2 protein-coding genes are annotated in these 2,362 nt (G+C 68.6%); both read right to left on the bottom strand.

Going from position 1 to position 2,362, the window contains the following annotated elements; translation table 11 throughout:
- Nucleotides 1-336 precede the first annotated feature (336 nt).
- Nucleotides 337-1,377, bottom strand: coding sequence for an NADP-dependent oxidoreductase (locus tag AC1D0P_RS24815; protein ID WP_477679168.1), 1,041 nt, complete (start codon nucleotides 1,375-1,377; stop codon nucleotides 337-339).
- Between the two features lie 15 nt (nucleotides 1,378-1,392).
- The coding region (locus AC1D0P_RS24810) for an MFS transporter (RefSeq protein ID WP_477679167.1) at nucleotides 1,393-2,362 on the bottom strand (970 nt) is incomplete at its 5' end.

Genomic DNA, 2,362 nt, shown 5'->3' with positions numbered 1-2,362 from the left:
GCGGTCGCGCCGGCGCCGCAGGCACGCCGACCYGCTTGCCGGACACCGGAAAAGGCCAAGGATGGCGGGACTTGGCCGGTTCGGCCGCCGGTTCGGCCGCCGCTTCGCGCGCCGGACGCAAGCCGCGGCTGTCCTGTGCTTCTTCGCGTGGAAAACTGTCTAGAAACATCTTGCTGCCCATTGGGCCCGGAGTGGATGAATTTCGACTTTAGGGGGCGGCGGGGGTAACAAGTCGTCAGCGGGAGAGGAATTCCGTGTAGGACAAGCTCGATTCGGCTGGCACCAGCCCCTCGTTTTCGCGGCGCACATTTCCAACGCAATCCGCCGCCTCCGCAGCTAGGCCTCCAGGCGCACAACGACCTTGCCTGAGTGCCGGCCCTGCAGCAGGTCCGACAGGGCAGCAGGCGCTTCCAGCAGGCCATCGACAACATGCTCCACCGCCTTGACCTGTCCACTGCCAACCCATTCGCCCATTTCGCGGCGGAACACGTCAAAGCGTGCGCCATAGTGGTCAAGGATGATGAAGCCCTGCACCCGCACCCGCTTCTGCAGGATGGCGGCCAGGAACTGCGGCAGCTGGTTGGCGCCGGGTGAGCTGGCCGAGTCGTTGTAATGCGCGACAAAGCCGCACACCGGCATGCGTGCGCCGATATTGAGCAGGGGAAGGACTGCCGACAACACCTCACCGCCGACGTTCTCAAAATACACGTCAATGCCCGCCGGGCATGCGGCGGCAAGCTGTCCCGCAAATAAGGACCCGTGCCTGTCGACGCAGGCATCAAAGCCCAGGTCGTCGACGGCCTGCCGGCACTTGTCGTCACCGCCGGCGATGCCGACGACGCGAGCGCCCTTGAGTTTCGCGATCTGGCCGACCATGGCGCCCACCGCGCCGGTGGCCGCCGCGACAACCACGGTTTCGCCGGCCCTGGGCTGGCCGATGTCGAGCAGGCCGACATGGGCCGTGAAGCCCGGCATTCCGAGTGCGCCCAGCGCCAGGGAGGGACGGGCCATCTCACCGATCGCCTGCAGGTCGCCCCCATCGCTGACGGAATAGTCCTGCCAGCCGGCGTTGGCGAGCACGAGATCCCCCGCGCGGTACTGGGGATGCCTGGACGCCACGACGCGGCTGACGGTGCCGCCCGGCATGGTGCCGCCAAGCGGAACGGGAGGCGCGTATCCGGGCCCGATGCTGTCCATCAGGTTGCGCATGTACGGGTCCAGCGAAAGGAACTGTGTTCGCAACAGCACCTGGCCTTCGCCCGGGCGCGGCACTGGCTCAGTCACGAGATGGAAGTCGGACGCAACAGGCAGGCCGCGCGGGTGCGCCGCCAATGTGATGCGCCGATTGGTGCCGGAATCTGGTTTTGGCTGGGTCACGTTCGCCTCCGTGATTCAGCCGCGGCCGGATCCGGGGCCGCGTCGCCATGCCAGCAGGCCGCCCAGCACCACCGCCACCATGGCGAATGCGGGGGCTCCCAGCGCGCCTGTCCGGTCAACGATGAGGCCGCCTGCGATGGCGCCCGTGGCAATGGCGATCTGGAAGGCCGCCACCAGCAGGCCGCCGGCGGCCTCCGCCTGGTCGGGTGCGGCACGCACGATCCAGGTCTGGAAGCCGACCGGGAATGCGCCGAACGCGAAGCCCCACAGCGCCACGGCCACGGCGGTGACCACGGTAGAGCTGCCGCCGATGAGCAGCGCAGCCGCCAGCAGGGCTATCAACCCGCTGCCGGCGACGATCGCGTAGCGTTCGCTGCGCCCCGCCAGCCAGCCCCCCGCAAAGTTGCCGAAGAAGCCGCCGATGCCGTAGCCCAGCAGCACGGCGGAAATCGCCGCCACCGACAACTTCGTCACGTCTTCCAGCACGGGCCGGATGTAGGTGAAGCCCGCGAAGTGGCCGGATATCACCAGCAGCACCGCCAGCAGCGCAATGCGCACCGGCCCCCGCGTAAGCAGGTCGCGCAGGCCCTTCAAACTGGCCTTGTCGCGTGGCGGCAGCGCCGGCAACGCGGCCAGCTGCACAAGGAAAGCCAGCACGCCGACGACGCCTGCCGCGACAAAAGCGCTGCGCCATCCCCACAAACTGCCCATCCAGGCGCCGACCGGCGCCGCGCAGACGGTGGCAATGGAGACACCAGTCAACACCAGCGACATGGCGCGCGGGAAAAGCCGCTCCGGCACCAGGCGCATGGCCAGCGCCGCCGCCATCGACCAGAACCCGCCGAGCGCGATGCCGAGCACCACGCGCGCGAACAGCAGCACCGCGAGCGAGCCGGCCGTCGCCGCCAGCAGGTTGGACACCAGCAGAAGGGCAGTGAGCGTCAGCAGCACCCGCTTGCGGTCGAAGTGCGCCGTCAACAGCGGG

It is taken from the genome of Polaromonas sp. P1_G2 (assembly GCF_056405515.1).
Note: the sequence above shows the minus strand (reverse complement) of the source record. Positions and strands in the feature narration are given on the sequence as shown.